This window comes from Streptomyces sp. NPDC002926 (assembly GCF_053591755.1).
In genome coordinates, this window is record NZ_JBSFUK010000002.1 from 606048 (window position 1) to 624215 (window position 18168).

18 protein-coding genes and 1 tRNA gene are annotated in these 18168 nt (G+C 68.1%); 10 read left to right on the forward strand and 9 right to left on the reverse strand.

What is annotated here, in order from left to right; translation table 11 throughout:
- Positions 1-6: 6 nt before the first annotated feature.
- From ACWDZ6_RS06125 to ACWDZ6_RS06145, 5 genes are all read left to right on the forward strand, one after another.
- Positions 7-921: a bifunctional DNA primase/polymerase gene (locus ACWDZ6_RS06125; RefSeq protein ID WP_451501867.1), complete on the forward strand. Its 915-nt coding sequence runs from the start codon at positions 7-9 to the stop codon at positions 919-921.
- Positions 918-1271, forward strand: a complete 354-nt coding sequence (locus ACWDZ6_RS06130; protein ID WP_451501868.1) for a hypothetical protein — start codon at positions 918-920, stop codon at positions 1269-1271. The genes ACWDZ6_RS06125 and ACWDZ6_RS06130 overlap by 4 nt, the downstream gene beginning before the upstream one ends.
- Positions 1268-2443 carry a DUF3631 domain-containing protein gene (locus ACWDZ6_RS06135; RefSeq protein WP_451501869.1) on the forward strand — a complete coding sequence of 392 codons (1176 nt, stop codon included), beginning with the start codon at positions 1268-1270 and terminating at the stop codon, positions 2441-2443. The genes ACWDZ6_RS06130 and ACWDZ6_RS06135 overlap by 4 nt, the downstream gene beginning before the upstream one ends.
- A 216-nt stretch (positions 2444-2659) precedes the next feature.
- Positions 2660-2869, forward strand: coding sequence for a helix-turn-helix domain-containing protein (locus ACWDZ6_RS06140; RefSeq protein ID WP_451501870.1), 210 nt, complete (start codon positions 2660-2662; stop codon positions 2867-2869).
- Between the two features lie 72 nt (positions 2870-2941).
- Positions 2942-4126 carry a site-specific integrase gene (locus ACWDZ6_RS06145; RefSeq protein WP_451501871.1) on the forward strand — a complete coding sequence of 395 codons (1185 nt, stop codon included), beginning with the start codon at positions 2942-2944 and terminating at the stop codon, positions 4124-4126.
- 80 nt (positions 4127-4206) lie between these two features.
- On the opposite strand, the gene ACWDZ6_RS06150 is transcribed toward ACWDZ6_RS06145, so the two are convergent.
- The 6 genes from ACWDZ6_RS06150 to ACWDZ6_RS06175 form a co-directional block, all read right to left on the reverse strand.
- Positions 4207-4731, reverse strand: coding sequence for a hypothetical protein (locus ACWDZ6_RS06150; RefSeq protein ID WP_451501872.1), 525 nt, complete (start codon positions 4729-4731; stop codon positions 4207-4209).
- A 153-nt stretch (positions 4732-4884) separates the two neighbouring features.
- A tRNA-Pro gene (locus tag ACWDZ6_RS06155) sits at positions 4885-4958 on the reverse strand.
- A 148-nt stretch (positions 4959-5106) separates the two neighbouring features.
- Positions 5107-6033 (reverse strand): metallophosphoesterase, encoded by a 927-nt coding sequence (locus tag ACWDZ6_RS06160; RefSeq protein ID WP_451501873.1) that lies wholly within the window; start codon positions 6031-6033, stop codon positions 5107-5109.
- Positions 5928-7322: a glycosyltransferase 87 family protein gene (locus tag ACWDZ6_RS06165; protein ID WP_451501874.1), complete on the reverse strand. Its 1395-nt coding sequence runs from the start codon at positions 7320-7322 to the stop codon at positions 5928-5930. Before ACWDZ6_RS06165 ends, ACWDZ6_RS06160 begins: the two co-directional genes overlap by 106 nt.
- Positions 7323-7350: 28 nt before the next feature.
- Positions 7351-8778: a polyprenol phosphomannose-dependent alpha 1,6 mannosyltransferase MptB gene (mptB, locus tag ACWDZ6_RS06170; RefSeq protein ID WP_451501875.1), complete on the reverse strand. Its 1428-nt coding sequence runs from the start codon at positions 8776-8778 to the stop codon at positions 7351-7353.
- Between the two features lie 154 nt (positions 8779-8932).
- Positions 8933-9511: a DUF6233 domain-containing protein gene (locus tag ACWDZ6_RS06175; protein ID WP_451501922.1), complete on the reverse strand. Its 579-nt coding sequence runs from the start codon at positions 9509-9511 to the stop codon at positions 8933-8935.
- Here ACWDZ6_RS06175 and ACWDZ6_RS06180 point away from each other — a divergent pair.
- Positions 9495-10769: a DUF6777 domain-containing protein gene (locus ACWDZ6_RS06180; RefSeq protein WP_451501876.1), complete on the forward strand. Its 1275-nt coding sequence runs from the start codon at positions 9495-9497 to the stop codon at positions 10767-10769. The two genes, ACWDZ6_RS06175 and ACWDZ6_RS06180, sit on opposite strands and share 17 nt — an antisense overlap.
- Before the next feature lie 401 nt (positions 10770-11170).
- A complete protein-coding gene (locus ACWDZ6_RS06185; RefSeq protein ID WP_351455119.1) occupies positions 11171-11635 on the forward strand; it encodes a GatB/YqeY domain-containing protein in 465 nt (154 codons plus the stop codon).
- Between the two features lie 165 nt (positions 11636-11800).
- Here the strand turns inward: ACWDZ6_RS06185 and ACWDZ6_RS06190 are convergent, their stop codons facing one another.
- Entirely contained in the window at positions 11801-14041 is a 2241-nt protein-coding gene (locus tag ACWDZ6_RS06190; protein WP_451501877.1) for a transglycosylase domain-containing protein, read from the reverse strand.
- Between the two features lie 394 nt (positions 14042-14435).
- Here ACWDZ6_RS06190 and ACWDZ6_RS06195 point away from each other — a divergent pair, with 394 nt between their 5' ends.
- Entirely contained in the window at positions 14436-14780 is a 345-nt protein-coding gene (locus ACWDZ6_RS06195; RefSeq protein ID WP_326651586.1) for a WhiB family transcriptional regulator, read from the forward strand.
- A 37-nt stretch (positions 14781-14817) separates the two neighbouring features.
- Here the strand turns inward: ACWDZ6_RS06195 and ACWDZ6_RS06200 are convergent, their stop codons facing one another.
- Both ACWDZ6_RS06200 and ACWDZ6_RS06205 read right to left on the reverse strand, forming a co-directional pair.
- Positions 14818-16149, reverse strand: a complete 1332-nt coding sequence (locus ACWDZ6_RS06200; RefSeq protein ID WP_351455124.1) for an ArsA family ATPase — start codon at positions 16147-16149, stop codon at positions 14818-14820.
- Entirely contained in the window at positions 16146-17108 is a 963-nt protein-coding gene (locus ACWDZ6_RS06205) for an ArsA family ATPase (protein WP_351455127.1), read from the reverse strand. Before ACWDZ6_RS06205 ends, ACWDZ6_RS06200 begins: the two co-directional genes overlap by 4 nt.
- A 72-nt stretch (positions 17109-17180) precedes the next feature.
- Between ACWDZ6_RS06205 and ACWDZ6_RS06210 the strand changes: the two genes are divergently transcribed.
- Both ACWDZ6_RS06210 and ACWDZ6_RS06215 read left to right on the forward strand, forming a co-directional pair.
- On the forward strand, positions 17181-17339 hold the full coding sequence (locus ACWDZ6_RS06210; protein WP_003967454.1) for a DUF4177 domain-containing protein: 159 nt from the start codon (positions 17181-17183) through the stop codon (positions 17337-17339).
- Complete coding sequence (locus ACWDZ6_RS06215) at positions 17336-17806, forward strand: RidA family protein (protein WP_451501878.1); 471 nt, start codon at positions 17336-17338, stop codon at positions 17804-17806. The genes ACWDZ6_RS06210 and ACWDZ6_RS06215 overlap by 4 nt, the downstream gene beginning before the upstream one ends.
- The last annotated feature ends 362 nt before the right edge of the window (positions 17807-18168 follow it).

The following is an 18168-nucleotide window of genomic DNA, read 5'->3' on the forward strand; positions in this document are numbered from 1 at the left end:
TCCAGCATGACTCATGTTCCGCCGTCGGCGCCGCTCACTGCGGCCTTAACTGCCGCTGAACGCGGCTGGCACGTCTTCCCCCTCCGACCCCACGACAAGCGCCCTGCCCTGCACGGCGAAGCGGTCTGTCCCGGGATCGGGGACTGCGCGGGTGGTCACCGCAAGTGGGAAGAGCGCGCCACCATCGACCCTGACCGCATCCGCCGCGCGTGGGCCTCGCTCCCGTTCAATGTCGGCATTGCCACTGGCCCGTCCGGGCTGTTGGTCGTGGATCTCGACATGCCCAAGCACAAGGGCAGGAGCAAGGGCAGTGCGGACACGCCTTGCGGCGTGACGACCTTTCGTGCGCTCTGCGAGCGCGCCGGGCAGGACCTGCCCACTACGCACACGGTGCGGACTGCGAGCGGTGGAGCGCATCTGTACTTCACCACCCCGCCCGGGGCTCGGCTCGCGAACACGGCGGGCAGGCTCGGCAAGCTGATCGACACCCGAGCGTGGGGCGGCTACGTCGTCGCCGCGGGCAGCATCACCCAGGCAGGCCCCTACACCCCGGTTGATCCCACCCCGCCCGTCCCACTCCCGGAATGGCTGTACGCCCTTCTGGCGCTCCGTCAGGCATCGCGGAGACTCATGGCTGTGCCGTCGTCCTCTCGGGCCTCTCGCTACGCCGCAGCCGCGCTCAGGGCGGAAACGGCGACCGTGCGGGACGCCCCGCAGGGCGAGCGCAATGCCACGTTGTTGGCGGGGGCGCGAGCTCTTGGGCGGTTCATCGCGTGGGGCGACCTTCCCCGCGATGTGGTGGAGGAGGCTCTTCAATCGGCGGGGGAGTGCGCGGGCCTGTCGGAGCGCCAGTGCCGCTCGACCGTGCGCAGCGGACTGAACTGGTCCATTGCCCACAACTCGCAGCGGAGGACGGCATGAGCAACCCTCCCCGCTCCCCAATAAAGAGCCATCCCGGCACCACCCACCGGCCGCGCGCCGCCGCACTGGCCGCGGTTCCTCCGGGTGTGGGCGCCCCAAAGGACGTCGCCGAAGGCGTCCCATCTGCCCTTCGCCCGGACCCGCACCAGGCAGACGGCCGCTACCCCGTCGCGTGGCTGCACATCGCCGCACCCAAGGGTGCGATTCCCACCGCCACTTCGAAGTGTGTGTGCGGCTGGGACCGCAGCGCGATCGGCCGGCCGAAGGTGCGTGACCTGATCGACCTGCACACCGCGCACCGCGATCTATGCCCGCTCCGTACCTCTCAGGAAGGGAGGAAAGCAGCATGAGCACCAATCGGCCGACACAAGTTTCGGACGGCTCCGCGCTGCTCGATGAGGTGGAAGCCTTCCACCGGCGCTTCAACGTCTTCCCCATCGACGCGGCCTATGTCGCGGTGACTCTGTGGGATGCTCACGCGCATCTGCTGGACTGCTTCGACGCCACGCCACGCATCGCGTTCCTCTCGCCCGAGCCGGGCAGCGGGAAGAGCCGAGCCCTGGAAATCGTCGAAACCCTCGTGCCCAAGCCCCTGGTGGCGGCGAACGCATCCGCCTCGGTGCTCTTCCGCGCCGTGTCCACACTCGAGACACGACCCACGGTCCTGTTCGACGAGATCGACACCGTCTTTGGCCCCAAGGCCGGGGACAACGAGCCCTTGCGCGGTTTCCTCAACGCGGGGCATCGCCGCGGGGTGGGCATGTGGCGGTGTGTCGGCGACGGGGCCAATCAACAGGTGCAGGAGTTCCCCTCCTACTGCGCTGTCGCGATGGCGGGGCTCGGCTCGCTGCCCGACACGATCCTGACCCGCTCGGTCATCATCCGCATGCGCCGACGGGCCCGGAACGAACGCGTGGAGCCGTATCGGCAGCGCATCCACGAGAAGGAAGGGAACGCGCTGCGCGACATGCTCGCCAACTGGGCCCAGACCGTGAGCCACCTCGTTGACGGGGTCTTCCCGATCCTGCCGCCGGAAGTGACGGACCGGCCGGCCGATGTGTGGGAACCGCTCATCGCCATCGCCGACGCAGCGGGCGGGGAGTGGCCCCAGCGGGCCCGTACCGCATGTGTCGAGTTGGTCAATGCGGCCAAGGATGGCGACAAGGGCAGCGTTGGTATCCGGCTGCTCACCGACCTGCGGGATTACGTGTTCAACGGCATCGATCGCCTGCCCACCGTCGCCGTACTCGACCGGCTGCACAGTCTGGACGAGGCGCCGTGGGCGGACATGAGCGGCCGGCCGCTGGACGCCCGGGGGTTGTCGCGGATGCTGCGCGAGTACATGACCGCGGACAACAAGCCCATCGCGGCCCGGAACATCAAGACCGGCGGCAGCGTGATGAAGGGCTATTACGCGGCGGATCTTCACGACGCGTGGGCGCGGTACTGCCCCCCTACCCCTGAGAGTCCGCTACTTCCGCTACCTCCGCTACCGCGCAGGTCAGAGGCCCAAGAAAGGTAGCGGATAGCCGGAATCTATCCGCTACCTCACCGCTCCATCCGCTACCGGCCCACGGACCCGATCCGGGGCCGGTAGCGCATTTATCCGCTACCTCGCGCCCTATCCGCTACCTCGATCACGCCCCTGACCAGGGCGGTAGCGGAGGTAGCGGAGGTAGCGGACCTGACAGGAAGGGGGGCCACCGCCCCTTGCTCCTTGCCGAGGAGGCACCGCCGCATGAGCACCGCCACCGCACTTGCTGAACAACTCCTCTATAGGCCCGAAGAGGCGGCCAAGGCTCTCAGGATTGGCCGCTCGATGGTCTACGAGGAGATACGCCTCGGACGACTTCAGACAGTCCGCATTGGCCGTCGCCGACTCGTGCCGCCGGAGTACATCGCGCGGTACGTCGAACTGCTCAAGCGCGAGGCAGAGACCACCGTCTGACCTCAGATCACCTCAGCTATGCAGGGCCGCGCTCTTTGGGCGCGGCCCTGTCCCATGGAGGCTCAACACAGCATGACCGAGACCCCGCAGCGCGCCCAAAGGGCTGGCCACGGTGCAGACACGATCTATTGGGACCCCACCAAGAAGAGCTATGTGGGAGCCGTCTCGTTGGGGTATGCCCCGAACGGCAAGCGCCGCCGGCCGAAGGTGTACGGCAAGACGAAGACCGAAGTCCGCAACAAGATCCGAGACTTGAAGAAGGAGATTCAGACCGGCGTCAAAGCGCCGGCCAACTACACCGTGGCCGATGCGGTGAACGACTGGTTGGAGCGTGGGCTGAAGGGGCGCGACGAGAAGGGCACCGTCGGCAAGAACCGCTCGATGGCAAACAAGCACCTGATCCCGTTCATCGGCAAGGCCAAGCTGAAGGAACTCAGCGCGGACGACGTCGACGACTGGTTGGACGGCAGGGCCGAATTCCTCGCAACGCGAAGCCTGCGTGACCTGCTCGCCATCCTGCGCCGTTCCATCGCGCACGCTCAGCGTAGGGACAAGGCTGCGCGGAACGTCGCCCTACTCGTCACCGCACCGGAGGGGCGCCCCGGCCGTCCGAGCAAGGCGCTGAACTTGGAGCAGGCGAAAGCAGTGCTCACTGCCGCGCGTCCGTCACGGCTGTACGCCTACCTCGTGCTCTCGCTCCTCAGCGGGGTGCGCACGGAAGAGGCGCGACCCCTCACCTGGGACCACCTCTTCCTGGAGACAACCGACGGCATCCCGCCCCACGTGGCGGTGTGGCGCTCGGTTCGCAAGCACGGCGAGACCAAGACCAGGAAGAGCCGCCGGACCATAGCTCTGCCCAAGCAGGTAGTCGAAGTCCTCGAAGAGCACATGCGATGGCAGAAGCAGGAACGAGCATCGAGAGGGATGGAGTGGAGCCCGACGGGCCGTGTCTTCACGACACGGAGCGGCGAGCCGCTGGACGCAGCCAACGTCCGGAGAGACTTCAAGGCCATCGTGAAAAGGGCCGGGCTGAAGCCTGAGTGGACGCCGCGGGAACTCCGGCACAGCTTCGTGTCCCTGCTCTCCGACCACGGCATCCCCTTGGAGCAGATCGCGCTCTTGGTTGGTCACAGTAGTCAGGCGACCACCGAGGCGGTCTACCGCAAACAGCTCCGGCCCGTGATCACGACGGGCGCCGAAGCGATGGACGACATCTTCGCTGATGGCCGAGATCAACATGAACCCATTGCGACCTGAGCTCGCTCGTACGATCCCCTAAGCATGTCAGGTGCCCATTCATCAGCGCTTGGGCACCTGGCGCAGGCCAGCTCTGCTGGTCAGACGTCCAGCAGATCGCAGCAGAGCTGGATGACGGCATCGTAGGCTTCATAGCTCTTCCCCTGCTCCGCTATTAGCTCGTCCAGACCCACTGCCGGGTCGTAACGGGTTCGCACATGGGCTCCCGAGTCTTCCTCGAGGGCGAGGAGCATGCTGCCCGCCCATCCGGCAAGTGCTCCCACAAGTTCCGTCGCTGCGGCGGCTGCTTCCGCGGGGCCCTCCAGGGCCACGAGACTCATCGGCTCTTCCAGCTTGCGGACCGTCTCGTTGAATCGTTCCCAGAGATCGTCAGTGTTGCGCTCACGACCTGAGTAAGCGGCTGTGGCATTGCCGCCGAGCCTGATGGCCTCAGAAGCTTGGCTTATTAATTGGCTGTAGGCGTCTCGCCGCTGCTGGCGACGCCAGTGCTCGTGCTGATTCCTTCTCTGGTCTCTTCCAGTCAGCCGCACTGATGCCAACGTGCCCGCGACGCCGATGAAGCCCCCTAGCGCCGCCCCCACCAAGCCCGCTATGCCTTGATCCATAGCGTCAGTAGATCTGCCCCGGATGTCCGGTCGTCGCCTGACGAAACAAGTGCACCCGTTTGGGTCTTGATCAACTTCCGTTGGCCCCCTGTTTGGCCCCCCGGGCACGACAGAGGCCACATACCGAATTTGGTATGTGGCCTCTGACCAGCGTCGGGGTGGCGGGATTTGAACCCACGACCTCTTCGTCCCGAACGAAGCGCGCTGCCAAGCTGCGCTACACCCCGATGTCACCGCTGTCGCGGCGACATCGATTACTTTAGCCCACCCGCGCCTGGAGGCGAAATCCGGTTTTCACGCCCCCGTCGACGTCTCGCCGAGGCCCTGCGGCCGTCTTCGGCGGTGCCCCTGCCGGCGCCCCCGAACCGCGCACCCTCAGTCCCGCGCCGTCAGCGTCAGCAACGTCGCTTCCGGTGGGCACGCGAACCGCACCGGCGTGTAGCGGCTGGTGCCGCAGCCCGCCGAGACATGCAGGTACGAGACCTTTCCATCGGCCCGGTGCGTGGAGAGGCCCTTCACCCGGTCCGTGTCGAGGTCGCAGTTGGTGACCAGCGCCCCGTAGAAGGGGATGCACAGCTGCCCGCCGTGCGTGTGGCCCGCCAGGATCAGGGGGTAGCCGTCGGCCGTGAAAGCGTCGAGCGTGCGCAGATACGGGGCGTGGACGACGGCCAGCGACAGATCGGCGCCGGTCTCGGGGCCGCCCGCGACCTCTTCGTACCGGTCCCGCTTGATGTGCGGGTCGTCGAGGCCGGTGAAAGCCAGCTCGTAGCCGTCCAGCTTCAGCCGGCCGCGGGAGTTGCTCAGGCCCACCCAGCCCGCCGCGTCGAACGCGTCGCGCAGGTCCTCCCACGGATTGTGGACCACGCCGACCGCCGGGGCGTTGCCGTTCAGGCCGTGGCGGCCCTGGGCCCTCTCCAAAAGGTAGCGGGCGGGATTGCGGAGCGTGGGGCCGTAGTAGTCGTTGGAGCCGAAGACATAGATGCCCGGGAATTCCATCAGCGGGCCGAGCGCGTCCACGACCTCGGGCACACCGTCAGGGTCGGAGAGGTTGTCGCCGGTGTTGACGACGAAGTCCGGGCGCAGGCCCGCGAGGGACTGCAGCCAGGCACGTTTCTTGCTCTGACCGCTCACCATGTGGATGTCCGAGAGCTGGAGTACGCGCAGCGGCCGCATTCCCGGCGGCAGCACCGGCACCGTCAGCCGTCGGAGCCGGAAGGAGCGGGCCTCGAAGCCGGCGGCGTAGGCGAGGCCGGCCGCGCCGACTGCCGTGATTCCCAGGGGTACTCCATAGCGTGCGCGCATGCGCCCATCGTCGCAGACCCTTCGAGGAGAAACGGTTGGCGGGCATCCGCTTCCGTCGCGGCTTCCCGTACGGGGAGAGCGAGCAGCAGGCCGAGCGAGATCCAGACGTACGTGTTGCTGCCCAGGAAGCCGTCGACACCCGTGGCGTCCCAGCTCCACAGCCACACGACGCTGCTGCACAGCACGACGTAGATCGCGACGGCCCATGTCAGCAGCCAGCGGCGTCTCGGATCGCCGGGCTTCGCGCGGAGCCCGGAGTCGATCAGCACGGCGAGGGCCGGGAGCAGCCAGACCAGATGGTGGACCCAGGTGACCGGGCTGATGAGACAGGCTACGAGGCCGGTCAGCGCGAAGCCCGCCCGCTCGTCGCCGGCCGCGACGGCCTGGCGCGCCCGCCATGCCCAGACGCACAGGAGCACGATCACGCCGAGCGCCCACACCGTACGGCTGGGGGCCGCGGGTTCCGAGAGCCGCGCCAGGACGCCCTGCCACGACTGGTTGGAGACATAGGCCAGCGAACCGACACGGTCCGTGTCCCACATCGCCTCGGTCCAGTACACCCGCGACGCGCCGGGTGCCGCCCACATGGCGAGCAGTGTGGCGCCGGTCGCGACAGCTGCCGCGGTGCCGGCGGCCCGCCAGCGCCGGGTGACCAGCAGATAGCCGATGAAGACTGCCGGAGTGAGCTTGATCGCGGCGGCGAGCCCGATACCGACGCCCGCGAGCCTGCCAACGCCCGTGAATCGCCGGCCTCTGCCGTGGCCCGTGAGCCGCCCCGCGTCACCGTGTTCCGTGAACCGTTCTCGGGCCATCGACAGCGGCCAGGCGTCCGACAGCACCAGCGCCAGCAGCAGAAGATTGACCTGCCCGAAGCTGAACGTGTCGCGGACCGGTTCCAGCAGCGCGAACAGACAGCCCGCGACGGCGAAGGCGAACCAGCGGCTCCAGCCCTGCCGGCGGACGACTGCCACGGCCGACCAGTACAGGATGGCGGCCGCCGCGGCTAGGTTGAGCAGCACGCTGATCGCCACCGCGCTCGGCCAGTCGACCAGCGTCATCGGCAGCATGCACACCGCCGCGAACGGCGGATAGGTGAAGCCGTAGTGCGTCCCCGGCACCAGATAGTCGTAGATCGGCCCGCCATGGCGCCAGCTGTCGACGGCTCCGTAGTAGACGCCGAGATCGAACCAGTCCCGGTGCAGCGGGACCGTCGCGAGGAAGAGTCCGGCCGCGGCCGCCAGCGCCACCACCAGCAGCAGCCGTCCGCGTGTGCTCGTCGGCCACGTCATGCCGTACTCCCCACAGGTCCCGTCCCCGTCATGCCGTACTCCCCACTGGCCCGGTCCCGGCCCCCGTGCGTTCCGTGATCCGGTACGCGCACCACAGCGTCAGCACCGCCAGCACCCCGCCGCCGGCCGCCAGCGCGAGCTGCGCCCGGTCCGGCGCGAATCCACTGGGGAGTACGGCCAGGGCCAATACCGCGCTGGCGACGGCGACCGCCCGGCGTATCGGCCGGTCGGGCCCGGCGGCTATCAGGAACAGCCCCCACAGCACGTACCAGGGCCGGATCGCGGGCCCGAGTACGGCCACCGCCGTCAGGCTCAGCCCGAGTGCGTAGACCGGGCGCGGCAGATGGCGCCGCCAGGCGATCAGTACGGCGGTTGCGGTCGCGGCGAGGCCGAGCAAGTGCCATGCCGGAGTGGCGAATTGGGCCAGTCCGCTGCCGGCGTTCTCCAGCACGGCGCCGGTCATCCGACCCAGCGACGAGGTGAGTGACCAGTTCTGCGGCGATACCGGGGTGTGCAGGGCGGCTATCCACCCATAGCCCGTGCCGGCCAGCGCGGTCGCCGCGGCTGTGGTGGCCGCTGCCACGCCGAGCACCGCCAGCGCCGCTTTCAGCCTCCGCGCCCGGCCGCCGAGATGCCGGCCCCAGAGCAGGGCCACGGCCAGCAGCCCCAGCGCGGCGGGCGCCTTCACCAGGGCCGCGAGGGTGACCAGTACGACGGCGAGTACCGGCCAGCGGCCCAGCGCGGCCACCAGACCGGCGCCCAGCAGGCCGAGCATGATCGCGTCGTTGTGGGCGCCGCCGACGAGATGCAGCAGCACCAGCGGGTTGAGCGCCCCGAGCCAGAGCGCGGCGGCCGGCTCCGCCCCGCAGTGCCGGGCCAGCGCGGGCAGGCAGACGACCATCGCGGCGACCCCGAGCAGCGCGACCAGCCGCATGCCGAATACGCCGGTGGACACCTCCGTACGGGAGAAGTCGGCTATCGCCTTGGCGCAGGCGAGAAAGACCGGGCCGTACGGGGTCGGGGTGTGCCGCCACACCGGCGCCACCTCGTCGGTCAGTGGGCCGCCGAGCCGGGAGGGACCGTACGCGTACACATCGATCCGCGCGTCGACCATCGCGCCCTGGGCGAGGTAGCTGTAGACATCCCGGCTGAACAGCGGTGGCGCCACGATGAGCGGTGCCGCCCACAGCCCGAGTGTGAGCAGCAGCGCGCGGCGGTCCGGTGGTTCAGGGCCGCGGATCGCGCGCCCCAGCAGGGCCCAGGCCGCGATCAGCAGTACGAGCCCGAAGTACGCGCCGGCCAGGCCGACCGCCGCCCGGCCGGACTCCGGCGCGAGAGCCTCCCGTACGGGCAGCGCTCCGGCGGTCGCGCCGCCCGCGGCAAGGGCTGCCGAGCCCACCAGCCCCAGCAGTTGGCAGCGGCGGGTGTCGACGACGGGGACGCGGATGGACGGCACGTGGGCAGACTGTCAACGGGCGATGGCCGGAAGGCGACGCCGTCATCGCCATCGAGCGGCAGCCGCATGTCGGCCGCATGACGGATGCCGGGTCCGGCGGCCCGCCGCCGTGAAATGCGCGGGCATGTACATCGCCGCACCCGCGGGTGGCGCGTCACAGCATGCCGAGGTCTCGGTCGGGGCGGCAGATCGTACAGGGCTCGACGTGCGCGGCGAGGGCCGCGAGTGCCCGCTCGCGGCTGATCGGCCTGGCTCGTGATGCCCCGCCGTGGGCGCAGTCCGGTGACGGCCGCCCATTGGGAACGCTGTTCTCTGTCAAGTCCCGAAAAGTAGTGACGTGTCGCGACGGCAAGACCCGGGGCTTACTCGAGAGGCGGCTCCGACAAAGCCGGTACATGATCCGTGCCTCCCGGACATGGAGCGACAGTGCCTTGGGAGGCGAATGAGAATTCTGTTTCCGCGACATCAATGCAGTTGAGGAGAGTGCCGTGAGTTCCCTGCCTCCTTCGTCCGAGCGCCCCACCGGCCCTCCCTCCGGTCCGCTGTCCGGCCTGCCCTCAGGTGAGCAGACGCCGGTACCTCCGCCCCCACCCGGGCCATCACCCCCACCCGAGCCACCGCCCCCACCTGGGTCCACGGGTCCGCCCGGCGGACCGGATGAGCCAGGTCGGCGCCGCGGAGGACAGTCGCCCCGGTGGCAGACGCGGAGAACCTTGATGGGTGTCGGCACCATGGTGGTAGGTGCCGCGATGGCGGTGATCCTCACGGTTGCCCTCCCCGGCGGGAAAAGGGGCGGTGGGGAGGTCTTCCTCCAGACCCCTTCCGTGGCCGGCCCTGATCCGTTCACCCCGTCGACCGTCAACCAGGACAAGGACGCCGCAGCCTCGTCCGCAAGCCCTGGTGCGTCATCGGCCGGCGTGGACGGCGGCACGGGCGCCCTCGTCGTCAATGGTTCCCACCCGGGGTTGTACGGCGGTACGCGGAACGTCGCGAGCTGTGACGTCGAGAAGCAGGTCAAGTTCCTCACGCAGCACGGCGACGAAGGGCAGGCCTTCGCCGGAGCCCTCAATCTCCGGCAGTCCCAAATCCCCCAGTACCTGCGGTCCCTGACACCGACTCGGCTGGTCTGGGACACACGCGTCACGAACCACGGGTACACGAGCGGCGCGGCGACCAGCTATCAGGCCATCCTGCAGGCCGGCACGGCCGTCCTCGTCGACGACCGCGGCGTTCCGCGCGTCCGCTGCGCCTGCGGCAACCCCCTGACTCCGCCCGTCGCCGGCGAGAACAAGCAGAAGTACACCGGCAGGCAGTGGTCGTCATTCCAGCCCTCCAACCTCGTTGCGGTCACACCCGCCGAAAAGCCCATGAAGGCCGTGACGATGTTCGACCAGGAACGCAAGGGCTGGTTCCAGCGCCCGAACGGCGACCTCCTGGGCAAGAGCGACGCCAGGGTTCCCACTCCGAAGGGCCAGCCTGCCGGAACGCACTTCCCTGTCCTGCCCCCTCCTGAATCGACAGAGGAGCACCGGGACAAGAAGGAAGGGGAGTACCCGGAGAAGGGCAAGAAGAAGGACGAGGACAGCAAGAAGGACCAGCCGAAGGAGCAGCCGAAGAACGAGCCCAAGGACCACCAGAAGAACGAGCCGAAGAAGGAGCCCAAGGACGAGCCCAAGGACCAGCCGAAGAAGGAGCCCAAGGACGAGCCCAAGGACCAGCCCAAGAGCGAGCCCAAGAGCGAGCCCAAGGACGAGCCGAAGGACCAGCCGAAGAACGAGCCCAAGGAGCAGCCGAAGGACCAGCCGAAGAGCGAGCCGAAGAAGGAGCCGAAGAACGAGCCCAAGAACGAGCCGAAGGATCAGCCCAAGGACCACCCGAAGAGCGAGCCGAAGGACCAGCCCAAGGACCACCCGAAGAGCGAGCCGAAGAACGAGCCCAAGAACGAGCCGAAGGACCAGCCCAACCAGGACCAACCACCGGCGCCTGGTTGAGCCGCCGGCCCCTGAGTCGCACGTCTCCTCCTGGGCCGGCTGCGGATGCCCGCGCACAGCAGGCGAAGGCTCGCACGGGCCGGAACCCTGTGACACCCGCTTTAAGGAGTTCGATCGGCGTTCGGCATGGTCGTAGAGTCCTGCGGGGGATGGTCCATGCAGGGACACGCGAGTGTGCTGGCGTCCGGCGCCGTTGATGTCACCCGTGGATGTCAGGCCGACAGGTGGTTCGGATCCAGATCCGGCAGTGGATCGCCGCCGGTTCCCCTGTCCAGTCGGTACGACTGCGCTCGTCTCGCTGTGACCCGGCTGTCCGGGCCGGCCTGCGGAGCCGTTCCGAGTCGTTGTTGACCTGCGAATCTTCTTTGACCGGGTCCATGAGAAAAGGCTATGAAGAGGCTATGACTACGCTCAAGTCCAAGCTGCACGAAGACCTCACCGCGGCGATCAGGGCGCGCGACGAACTGCGCTCCTCCACTCTCCGGCTGACCCTCGCCGCGATCACCAAGGAGGAGGTCGCGGGCAAGACGGCGCGCGAGCTCTCCGACGACGAGGTGCAGAAGGTGATCGCCAAGGAGGCGAAGAAGCGCCGTGAGGCCGCCGAGGCCTTCGCCCAGGGCGGGCGGACCGAGTCGGCCGAGCGGGAGCAGGCGGAGGGTGTACTGCTCGACGCGTACCTGCCGAAGCAGCTCACCGACGACGAGCTGGGCGCGATCGTCGCGCAGGCCGTCGAGGAGGCGAAGGCCGCGGGCGCCGAGGGGCCGCGTGCCATGGGTGCCGTCATGAAGATCGTGAACCCGAAGGTGGCGGGCCGCGCCGAGGGCGGCCGGGTGGCCGCGGCGGTGAAGCAGCGCCTCGCGGGCTGAGCGCGCTCACGCACGTACTGATTGCGCGCGTAGGGAGCTCATGACCGCGTAAGTGATCGAGTGCCTGATTGAGTACCTGATCGCGCACCTACGCGAAAGACGCGCACCCACGCGAAAGAGGGGCCCCGGTCGCATCCGACCGGGGCCCCTCTTCACATTCGCCGGCTACCCAGGATTCGGCCAGCCGCCGTTCGCGCCGCCGTTCCCCTTGCCGCCGCGGTCGTTCCCGCCGAGCAGGTCCGGCGGGATCGAGATCCCGGGCCACGGCTGCTGCCCGCCGTTGCCCTGGCCGCGGTTGTCACCGGGCTTGTTGCCGGGCTTGCCACCGGGCTTGCCCTTCTCCTTCGGCTGGTCCGGGATCGGCACGCTGATGAACGTCGGAGCGGACTGCCCGTCCAGCGCCCCTCTCATCGCGTCCCGCCAGATCGGTCCGGGGACCTGACCGCCGAAGACCTTCTGCTGCCATACGCCGCCGATGGTGATGTTCTCCATCTTCACCTGCTGCGTGGGGCTGCCGACCCAGACCGCGCCGGAGAGGTTCGGGGTGTAGCCGACGAACCAGGCGTTCCTTCGCGCGTCCGTGGTTCCGGTCTTGCCCGCGTTGTCGCGGCTCTGCAGACCGGCCTGCTGACCCGTACCGGAGTCGATCACTCCGCGCAGCAGCGTGTTTATCGTGTCGGCCGTCCGCTCGGACATGACCTTGTTGCAGCTGCTCTTCGGCACCTGCAGGCTCTGTCCGTCGGCGGTCGCGATGGACTCGATGGCGGTCGGGGTGCAGTACGTGCCGCGGTTGGCGAACGTCGCGTACGCGTTGGCCATGGTCAGCGGCGACACGCCCTTGGATCCCAGGGAGATCGCGGGCACCTCGGGCAGCTTCTCGCCGTTGCCCTGCACGACGCCCATCTTGCTCGTCATCTCCATGACCGGGCACATGCCGATGTCGGCGATCATCTGCACGAAGTAGGTGTTGACCGACTTCGCCATCGCCTCCTTGAGCGCGTACGGGCCGACCTCGGACTTGTTCTCGTTCGGCACTTCGGCGTTCTCCGTGTTGACCCACGGCTTTCCGCTGCAGGTCTGCACCCCCGGATAGGGCATCTTGTACGGCGCCGGGTAGACCTGTGTCGGCGGCCTGCCCTGCTCTATGGCGGCCGCGGCCACGAACGGCTTGAATGTCGAACCCGTCGGGAAGCCGTAGTTCGAGCCGCCCAGCTGCTTGTTGACCGAGTAGTTGATCTGGGTCTCGGTCTTGCCGAAGCCGTACGGCCGGGACTGGCCCATGGCCATGATCTTGCCGCTGCCCGGCTGGACCATCGTTACGGCGGTGGCGACACTGTCCGTCTGGTAGACGTGATTCTTGATCGACTCCTGTGCCGACTTCTGCGCCTGCGGGTCGAGCGTCGTCCTGATCGTCAGGCCGCCCTGGTTCCAGACCTTGGCCCGGTCCTCCTTGTTCTTGCCGAAGACCGGGTTGGAGAGGAACACCTCGCGTACGTAGTCGCAGAAGAAGCCCGCGCCGTTGACGGCCGTGATGCAGCCGTTCTTGGGCTTGCTGACCTTCAGGGTGATCGGGGTGGCCTTCGCCCGGTCCGCCTCCGCCTGCGAGATGTCGCGGACCTCGGCCATGCGCTGCAGCACGGTGTTGCGACGCTTGGTCGCCTCCTGCTTGTCATTGACCGGGTCGTAGCGGCTCGGCGACTGGACGATGCCGGCGAGCATCGCCGCCTCCTCCACCTTCAGGTTCTTGGCGGACTTGGAGAAGTAGCGCTGGGACGCCGCCTCGACGCCGTACGCCTGCTCGCCGAAGAAGGTGATGTTGAGGTAGTTCTCGAGGATCTTCTTCTTCCCGAGCTCTTCCTCGACCTGGATCGCGTACTTGAGTTCCTGGATCTTCCGGCCGAGCGTCTGCTGGGTGGCCTGGGCGACCTTGTCGGGGTCGTCGCCGGCCTCCTCGACGAAGACGTTCTTCACATACTGCTGGGTGAGGGTGGAAGCGCCCTGTGACACGCCACCCGACTGGGCGTTGCGGTTGAGCGCGCGCAGGACACCCTTGAGGTCGATCGCCCCGTGCTCGTAGAAGCGCGAGTCCTCGATCGCGACGATCGCCTTCTGCATGTAGGGCGAGATGTCCTTGAGCGGGACGACCGTGCGGTCGCGCGAGTAGACCGTGGCGATCTGGCCGCCCTTGGAGTCGAGGATGCTGGTGCGCTGACTCAGCGGCGGAGTCTTGAGGTTGGCCGGGATTTCGTCGAATCCCTGGACCGTTCCCTTGGCCGCGAGTCCCAGCGCTCCGGCGGCGGGCAGGGCGATGCCTGCCAGCACCGCTCCGGAGAGGACGCTGACACCGAGGAACTTGGCGGCCTGCTGGGTCCCGGTCAGACCTCCGCCCGAGCGGTTCTTTGGCATGGGGGCAGCCTACGTTCTCATTCGCCGGACACGCGTATAGGCCTTGGCCTAAGCTGCTCTCAACTGTCACAGCAGTGCGGTTTCGTATCAAGGCCTCCCCGAACTTCGGCTGTATCCGAACATGGCAGAGCCCTGTCCGAATCCGCCTCATGCGTCATCCGAAGTCCGTTGTGACTCAACTGAACTGTCCCGGTTTGCCGGAATGGTCACGTATACCCTCGGCTCACTCCCCTGGGTGATCTGCCGCGTACGCATAGTCCGTTCGGGCCATTCAAGATTGGGCCCGAAGGGGGTGTTGCGCTGTGCCCACCTTCCGTAACGTCCTCAACTGGTAGCGGTGAATATGCCGCTACCGCCGTGGGGGAGCCTCGATTCGGGAGAGGACGGCGCCGGCATGGGCTGGGTAACCGACTGGAGTGCGCAGGCAGCCTGCCGCACTACCGATCCGGATGAACTGTTCGTACAAGGGGCAGCGCAGAACAGGGCCAAGGCGGTGTGCACCGGATGCCCGGTGCGGACCGAATGCCTGGCCGACGCGCTCGACAACCACGTCGAGTTCGGCGTGTGGGGCGGAATGACCGAGCGGGAACGGCGTGCACTGTTGCGCAGGCGTCCCACGGTCACCTCCTGGCGCAGACTGCTGGAGACCGCGCGTACGGAATACGAGCGCAGCGCGGGCATTCTGCCCGTGGGCCTCGATGACGACGAGACATACGAGACATATGCGGCGGCTGGGTAGTCACCCGCGCTAGCTCGTACGAGAGCTCGTGCAAGCGTTACGCAGCTCCGGCCGGAGTACGACCGTCGGTCGCGAGCCGGTCGCCGATGGCCCGAAGCCCCGCGAGATCATGTACGTCGCCGGGCAGAGCGGGCACTTGGGCCACCGCCACCTCGGGGTGGAGCGCGGTGAAGCGGTCGCGCGTTCGCTGTTCACGCGCGAGCACCTGCATCCGTTCGGCGTGCAGGCGCAGCAGCCCTGCGGTCAGCAGCTCTGTGGTGTGGTCCCCCTGACCGTCATGGTCATGGGCTTCATGGTCCTCGGGACTGTGCTCCACGGTGGTTTTCTGCACGGGGGTGTGCTGCACGGTGATTTTCGGCACGGGCGGGGATTCGGGAGAGGCGCCCGGGGCGTCACGAACACCAGTCTTCCCGGGCTCCTGATCCACAATGCCGCCCTCGTCAAGATTTTCTGCGGCGGCAAGTGCCCGCTCGGCCGACAGCCGGGCGGCGCCGCTGCCGTGGACCCGGTTCAGCACCAGACCGGCGAGCGGCATCTCCTCCGCCGCCAGCCGCTCCACGAAGTACGCCGCCTCGCGCAGCGCGTCCCGCTCGGGTGCCGCGACCACGAGGAACGCCGTGCCGGGAGCCTGCAGCAGCCGGTAGGTCGCGTCCGCACGGGTGCGGAAGCCGCCGAACATGCTGTCCATCGCGGCCACGAAGGTCTGTACGTCACGCAGGAGTTGCCCGCCCAGCAGCTTGCCGAGCGTCCCCGTCATCATCGACATGCCGACATTCAGGAACTTCATCCCGGCCCGGCCGCCCATCTTCGCCGGAGCCATCAGCAGCTTGATGAACTTCCCGTCCAGGAACGACCCCAGGCGCTTGGGCGCGTCCAGGAAGTCCAGCGCCGAGCGCGACGGAGGGGTGTCGACGACGATCAGGTCCCATTCGTCGCGGGCGCGCAGCTGCCCCAGCTTCTCCATCGCCATGTACTCCTGCGTGCCCGCGAAGCCGGCCGACAGGGACTGGTAGAAGGGGTTCTCCAGGATCGCGCGGGACCGCTCGCCGTCCGCGTGCGCCTCGACGATCTCGTCGAAGGTCCGCTTCATGTCCAGCATCATGGCGTGCAGTTCACCCTCGCCCTCGATGCCCTTGACCCTGCGCGGGATGTTGTCGAGGGAGTCGATGCCCATGGACTGGGCGAGCCTGCGGGCCGGGTCGATGGTCAGGACGACCACCTTGCGGCCGCGCTCGGCCGCCCGTACGCCGAGAGCCGCCGCGGTCGTCGTCTTGCCGACACCGCCGGCGCCGCAGCACACGATGATGCGGGTGGCCGGGTTGTCGATGAGAGGGTCGATCTCGAGCGGGGCCGACACGTCCAGGGTCATGAGGCAGCCTCTTGATTCCGGAGTTCCTTGGCCAGTTGGTAGAGCCCGGCCAGGTGGACTCCCTCGCTCAGCAGGGGGAGTTCGTACGACGGCAGTCCCAGGCCGTCCAGCGCGGCGCGCTGCTCGCGCTCCAGCTCGACGCGCTGGGCGTGGTCCCTGGCCTGCTCGAGGAGCGGCGTGACGAGCTTCGCGGAGCCGCTGACGCCGGCCGCCGTGAGCGCCTTGGCGATCTCCGCGCGGCGGTCCCCGGCGGCGCTGCGCACCGCCTCCTCGTCGAGGATGTGCGGCCGGACCATGTTCACGATCACCTTGCCGACCGGGAGGCCCGCGGCGCGGAGTTCGGCGACGCCGTCCGCGGTCTCCTGGACCGGCATCTCCTCCAGCAGCGTCACCAGATGGACGGCCGTCTCCGGTGACTTGAGGACACGCATCACGGCCTGGGCCTGATTGTGTATCGGGCCGAACTTGGCCAGCCCCGCCACTTCGTCATTGACGTTCAGGAAGCGGGTGATGCGGCCCGTGGGCGGCGCGTCCATCACCACGTAGTCGTACGTGTAGGTGCCCTGCTTCGTCTTGCGGCGTACGGCTTCGCATGCCTTGCCGGTCAGCAGTACGTCCCGTACGCCCGGCGCGACGGTCGTCGCGAAGTCGATCGCGCCGAGCTTCTGCAGCGCGCGGCCCGCCGAGCCCAGTTTGTAGAACATGTGGAGGTAGTCGAGGAGCGCCCGCTCGGCGTCGATGGCCAGCGCGAACACCTCGCCACCGCCGGAGGAGACGGCGATTTTCCGCTCCTCGTACGGCAGCGCCTCTGTCTCGAAGAGCTGTGCGATGCCCTGTCTCCCCTCCACTTCGACGAGGAGAGTCCGCTTTCCCTCGGTAGCGAGGGCGAGCGCGAGGGCGGCGGCGACCGTCGTCTTACCGGTACCACCCTTGCCGCTGACGACCTGGAGCCTGCTCACGTATTCGAGCCTAACCAGTCGGGCGGCGGGCTACGCACGAGGCTGCCCGTCGGTGCGACTACAGTCGGCTCCATGACCAAGTGGGAATACGCGACCGTGCCCCTTCTCGTGCACGCGACCAAGCAGATTCTGGACACCTGGGGCGAGGACGGCTGGGAGCTCGTCCAGGTCGTTCCCGGGCCGAACAACCCCGAGCAGCTGGTGGCCTATCTGAAGCGGGAGAAGGCATGAGCGGCGTTGTCGACGCGAAGCTCGCCGAGCTCGGGCTGACGCTGCCGGAGGTCGTACCGCCGCTGGCCGCGTACCAGCCTGCTGTGGTGTCCGGTGTGTACGTCTACACCGCGGGGCAGCTCCCGATGGTGGAGGGCAAGCTTCCGGTTATCGGCAAGGTGGGTGGCGAAGTCACCGCCGAGGAGGCCAAGGAGCTGGCGCGAACCTGTGCGCTGAACGCCCTGGCCGCCGTGAAGTCGGTTGTCGGCGATCTGGACCGGGTCGCGCGAGTGGTGAAGGTTGTCGGCTTTGTCGCGTCGGCATCGGACTTCACCGGCCAGCCCGGTGTGCTGAACGGCGCGAGCGAACTGCTGGGCGCGGTGTTCGGCGACAAGGGTGTGCACGCGCGCAGCGCGGTGGGTGTCGCGGTGCTGCCGCTGGACGCTCCGGTCGAGGTCGAGATCCAGGTGGAGCTCGTTCAGGGCTGACTTTCCCGTCCGGGACTGACTGCTCGTTCAGGACGCTCCCGGTCCGGCGCTGACTGCTCGTTCAGGGCTTGATGGTGCCGGGCCAGGCCTTCGGTGGAGCTTCTCCACGGCTGAAGTGCCTGCTCAAGTGATGTGCGGGGCCCCGTGCCCGCCGGTTTCCGGTGGGCGCGGGGCCCCACTCGTCTGCGGCAATCCCTCGCAACTCTCTTGACGTGGACGCGTCGAAGGGTGTGGTCTGTTCATGGTTAGGAATGTTTCCTAACCATCTGAACGTCACCTGCACGCACCGCACATCGTGCACCTCCTCCATCCCGTCGTCCCCAACGAAAGTGGGAGGGATCCGTGGCACCTACCCCCCGCCG